Origin of the sequence: Stenotrophomonas sp. Sm10, assembly GCF_030985515.1 — a bacterium.
GTDB classification, from domain to species: domain Bacteria; phylum Pseudomonadota; class Gammaproteobacteria; order Xanthomonadales; family Xanthomonadaceae; genus Stenotrophomonas; species Stenotrophomonas hibiscicola.
Genome location: NZ_JAPTFO010000141.1, coordinates 1 through 4,651, shown reverse-complemented (window position 1 = coordinate 4,651; position 4,651 = coordinate 1). Strand labels below are relative to the sequence as shown.

Here is a 4,651-nt window from a genome sequence, read left to right as displayed (position 1 = left end):
TCGTCTGTCGGCTGCTATCCGCAGATATCATGTTGACGGTCCCTCCACCCTGGCTCCTACATACCGCGTAGGAGCCGGGAGGAACATACAAGCATGGGCTCGGCTCTACATGACGCTTCAGTCGTCCCAGCCCACCAGTGCCAGCTTGCCCACCGTGCGTCCGCTGGCCAGGCGCTGATGCGCAATGTCCAGATTTGCCGCATTGATCGTGCCCAGTGACTCACTGAGCGTGCCGCGCAGCTGGCCAGCATCGAGCATGCTGGCGGCGCGGCTGAGGATGCGGTGCTGTTCGATGCGGTCGGCGGTGGCAAAGCGCGAGCGCGCGAACATGAATTCCCAGTGGATGCCGATGCACTTGGCCTTGTAGGGATCGCCGATGCGCAGCGGGCCACGTGGCTCGACGATCAGCCCGACATGTCCCTGCGGCGCCAGCAGCTGGCCCAGCTCATCCCAGTACTGGTCGGTGTCGGCCAGGTTGAGTGCGACCTGCACCGCGTCGATGCCGAGCGCATGCAGCTGGGCCTGGAGCGGCTGCCGGTGATCAATCACGTGCCGGGCACCCATCTGCCGGCACCAGTCGGCCGAGGCTTCGCGCGACGCAGTGGCGATCACCTCGAAACCCGCATGGCGGGCCAGCTGGATCGCCATCGAGCCGACGCCGCCCGCACCGCCGATCACCAGCAGGTTCTGGCCGGCGTGGCGGCAATCATCCAGCCGCAGGGGCATGCGCTCGAACAGCAGTTCCCAGGCAGTGAGCGTGGTCAGCGGCAGTGCCGCGGCCTCGGCGAAATCCAGCGTGGTGGGTTTGCGCGCGACCAGACGTTCGTCCACCCATTGGTACTGCGCGTTGCACCCCGGGCGGGTGACATCACCGGCGTAATAGACCTCATCACCGGACGCGAACAGGCTGGCCTCGTCGCCGATCGCCTCCACTACGCCGGCCGCGTCCCAGCCAAGGATGCGAGGTGCCTGGAGCGTGGCTGGATCCGTGCTGACACGCTGCTTGCCGTCGACCGGGTTGACCGAAATCGCCTCGACCCGCACCAGCAGGTCGCGCCCCCGTGGAGGCAGCGGCGGAGGAAGGCGGATATCGCACAGCGCGGGGGCGGACTCACGACTCAGGGCGACGGCTTTCATCACGGCTCCCGCTGGGTTCGTGGTTCAATCATAAGGTTCCTCACCTTTTCGCAGAGACGCTGAACTGCTCATCGCAGCGCGCTGCGCAATGTGTCGTTTCCAACGCCTAAACCCCGTCAAACCCTTGCAGCGTGAGGGTCTTGCGGATTTTCATCATCCTGTATAGGGTTTCAACGTCGGACCGATGGACGGTCGGGCGCAACACTTCACATGTTACGGGACTGTTAACATGGCCTTCACCCGCCTGAGCATAATGTTCGCGGCGGTGGCGTGCTGAATCGGCTGTCGTACATCGACGCACTTGTGCTGGCCCATGCCTCTACCGGTTTCATACCCCCGAAATAGGAGCTGTACTCAATGAACAAGAAGATCCTTACTGCCGCGCTGCTGGGCGGCCTGGCTTTCGCCCAGGCAGCTTCGGCGCAGGAGTTCGATGACCGCTGGTACCTGACCGGTTCGGCCGGCTTCAACTTCCAGGACAGCGACCGTCTGACCAATGATGCTCCGTTCGTGACCCTGGGCCTGGGCAAGTTCATCAGCCCGAACTGGTCGCTGGACGGTGAGCTGAACTATCAGAACCCGAACTTCGATTCGAACAAGGACCTGAACTGGTCGCAGTACGGCGTCTCGCTGGACCTGCGTCGCCACTTCATCAAGGAAGGCCGCGGCTGGAACCCGTACATCGTCGGTGGCCTGGGCTACCAGAAGTCGGAAGAAGAGTACCCGGCGCTGAATGCCAACGGTCCGCGCCAGCGTAAGGACGGCAACGTTGCCGCCAAGCTGGGCGTCGGCCTGCAGACCACCTTCGAAAAGCGCGTTGCTGTCCGCGCCGAAGTGGCTTACCGCGCTGACTTCGACGACCAGAGCGTTGCCGCTCCGAACGAAGACTGGTTCGGTGACGTGCTGGCTTCGGTCGGCGTCGTGATCCCGCTGGGCCCGGCTCCGGTCGCGGCTGCTCCGGCTCCGGCTCCGGTTGCCCCGAGCTGCGCCGATCTGGACGACGACGGTGACGGCGTCAACAACTGCGACGACAAGTGCCCGAACTCGCAGCCGGGTCAGACCATCGGTCCGGACGGTTGCCCGGTGCCGGTCTCCATCGACCTGAAGGGCGTCAACTTCGACTTCGACAAGTCGAACCTGCGTCCGGACGCCGTGGCGATCCTGAGCGAAGCCACCGAGATCCTGAAGCGTTACCCGGATCTGCGCGTTGAAGTTGCCGGTCACACCGACTCGAAGGGTACCGACGCTTACAACCAGAAGCTGTCGGAGCGTCGCGCCACCGCCGTGTACAACTACCTGACCAAGAACGGCGTTGACGCCGGTCGCCTGGTCGGCCCGATCGGCTACGGCGAGAGCCGCCCGATTGCTCCGAACACCAACCCGGATGGTTCGGACAACCCGGAAGGTCGCGCCAAGAACCGTCGTACCGAGCTGAACGTCCAGAACTAAGTTCTGACGCTCTGCCAGTAGGACACAGCAGGACCCGGCTTCGGCCGGGTCTTGTTGTTTCTGCGGCACTCAATTTAGGCATCTGGTGGTCTGCAAGTAACCGTTCGTCGGGTTTTTATCCTTAAAACCAATGAGTTGCCGTATTCATTGAAAGTGGCGCTTGAAAGCTGTCGCGGCATTGCTAAACTCGCCGCGTCCCTTCCTTTCCTGGATGACCCTCATGCTGCGCTCTGCATCGGCCGCCTTCCTGGCGCTGGCCCTGGTTCCCGCCGCCCACGCTGCGGTCGATTGCTCGGTCAACACCAGCGCCTCGCCGCTGCCGTTGCCGGCCACGACCATCGCGCCGGTTGCCGACGAGCTGTACATCCGTGGCAACCAGCTGGGCATGCCGGCCGGTGTGCTGAGCAGCAACTACGATCCGTCGCAGTCGCTGGACCAGGTGCTGCAGCGCCTGCGCATCGACGGCTGCCAGAACATCGCCAAGGCCATCCCTAGCGCACCGGCGGTGAAGCCGAACGATCCGGCGGCCTACAAGCCGCAGACCGAATTCGACAACACGCCCTGGCGCTTCGACATGAGCCAGAACGGCAAGCGCATGACCGCCGAAGAGTTCGACGCCTGGATGAAGGCGCGCGGTGTGCGCGTGGTCAAGGCGCGTCCGGCCCCGGCCGCCACGCCGGCGGCGGCTGAAGCACCGGCTGAGACCAAGCCGGTCGACAAGAAATAAGCACCGCGGGGAGCAGAGGCTTGCGCACGCGCCGCCCACCTGCTGCCCCCGCTGCCCGCTCCCACGCACCGCGTGGGCGTGCGACTTCCGCTGCCGCTTCCGCCGGTGTCCGCCATGGCCTGGCGCGCGTACTGTCCAAGGCCGGCGTGTGCTCGCGCAGCGAGGCCGCGCGCTGGATTGCCGAAGGCCGCGTACGCGTGTCCGGCCGGATCGTGCGCGACCCGGAATTTCCGATTGGCCAGCCGGTGCCGCCGATCGAGGTCGATGGCCAGCCCATGGGCGCGCCACAGCGCCTGTACCTGATGCTCAACAAACCGCGCGGGGTAGTGACCACCGCGCAGGACGAGCGCGGCCGCGACACCGTCTACCGCTGTTTCGATGGCGCGGGGCTGCCGTGGATCGCGCCGGTCGGGCGCCTGGACAAGGCCAGTGAAGGGCTGTTGCTGTTCAGCAACGATCCGCAGTGGGCGGCGCGCCTGACCGACCCGCAGACCGGGCCGGACAAGACCTACCACGTGCAGGTTGATGGCCTGCCCGATGACGCCACGCTGGCGGCACTGCGGGCCGGCGTGGAGGACGAGGGCGAGTTCCTCGCCGCCCGTGCCGTGCGCGTACTGCGCAGTGGCGACAAGACCGCATGGCTGGAGGTGGTCCTCGACGAGGGCCGCAATCGCCATATCCGCCGCCTGTTGGCGGCCTTCGACCTGCAGGTGCTGCGCCTGGTCCGGGTCGCGATCGGCGGGCTGCAGCTCGGCGATCTCGGCAAGGGCCAGTGGCGGGTCCTGCAGGTCAGCGACCAGCAGCGGCTGGGGGCCGCTGCACCGGGCTGATCATCGCCCGTGGCCGGCGTTTGCCGGCCGCCGTTCCAGGCGTAGGGGGCGCCTGGCTGTCGAATATCCCGAACGGAGCCTGCCATGTACCACCTGACCCTCAATCAAACCCTGCGCTGCGCAGGCCTGCTTCTGCCGATGGTGCTGCTGAGCGCCTGTGGTGGCCACAAGAAGGTGGCCAAGGCGGAAACGCCGGCCGAGACCCCGGTGGTGGAAGTGAAGACCCCGGAGCTGGATGGTCGCGGCAGTTACCGCTTCCTGATGAGCAACGGCGACAAGAAGATGACCGCCGATGAGTTCGATGCCTGGATGAAGGCCAACGGTATCCGCGTAGCCAAGGGCAATGGCCAGGATGCCGCCGCCAAGCCGGTGGTGGTGGCCAGCAAGGACGAGCCGAAGGGCAAGAAGAAAAAGAAGTGACGCGCGTCGCGCGTCATTTCGGTAGCGCCGGGCCGTGCCCGGCGAGCGCATGGCGCGGCGTTCGGGAAATCGCCGGGCATGGCCCGGC

5 protein-coding genes are annotated in these 4,651 nt (G+C 65.8%); 4 read left to right on the top strand and 1 reads right to left on the bottom strand.

Features of this window, described 5'->3' with window-relative positions; all coding sequences use genetic code 11:
* Positions 1-117: 117 nt before the first annotated feature.
* The gene (locus tag O0J15_RS20310) at positions 118-1,137 is read right to left on the bottom strand and encodes a zinc-binding alcohol dehydrogenase family protein (RefSeq protein ID WP_308306204.1); all 1,020 of its coding nucleotides are present in this window, start codon (positions 1,135-1,137) and stop codon (positions 118-120) included.
* Between the two features lie 357 nt (positions 1,138-1,494).
* Between O0J15_RS20310 and O0J15_RS20305 the strand changes: the two genes are divergently transcribed.
* The 4 genes from O0J15_RS20305 (at position 1,495) to O0J15_RS20290 (ending at position 4,563) form a co-directional block, all read left to right on the top strand.
* Complete coding sequence (locus O0J15_RS20305; protein ID WP_019659558.1) at positions 1,495-2,586, top strand: OmpA family protein; 1,092 nt, start codon at positions 1,495-1,497, stop codon at positions 2,584-2,586.
* Positions 2,587-2,806: 220 nt separating this feature from the next.
* A complete protein-coding gene (locus tag O0J15_RS20300; RefSeq protein WP_014646073.1) occupies positions 2,807-3,313 on the top strand; it encodes a hypothetical protein in 507 nt (168 codons plus the stop codon).
* 20 nt (positions 3,314-3,333) lie between these two features.
* Entirely contained in the window at positions 3,334-4,143 is an 810-nt protein-coding gene (locus O0J15_RS20295) for a pseudouridine synthase (protein ID WP_019659557.1), read from the top strand.
* An 84-nt stretch (positions 4,144-4,227) separates the two neighbouring features.
* A complete protein-coding gene (locus O0J15_RS20290; protein ID WP_019659556.1) occupies positions 4,228-4,563 on the top strand; it encodes a hypothetical protein in 336 nt (111 codons plus the stop codon).
* Positions 4,564-4,651 lie beyond the last annotated feature (88 nt).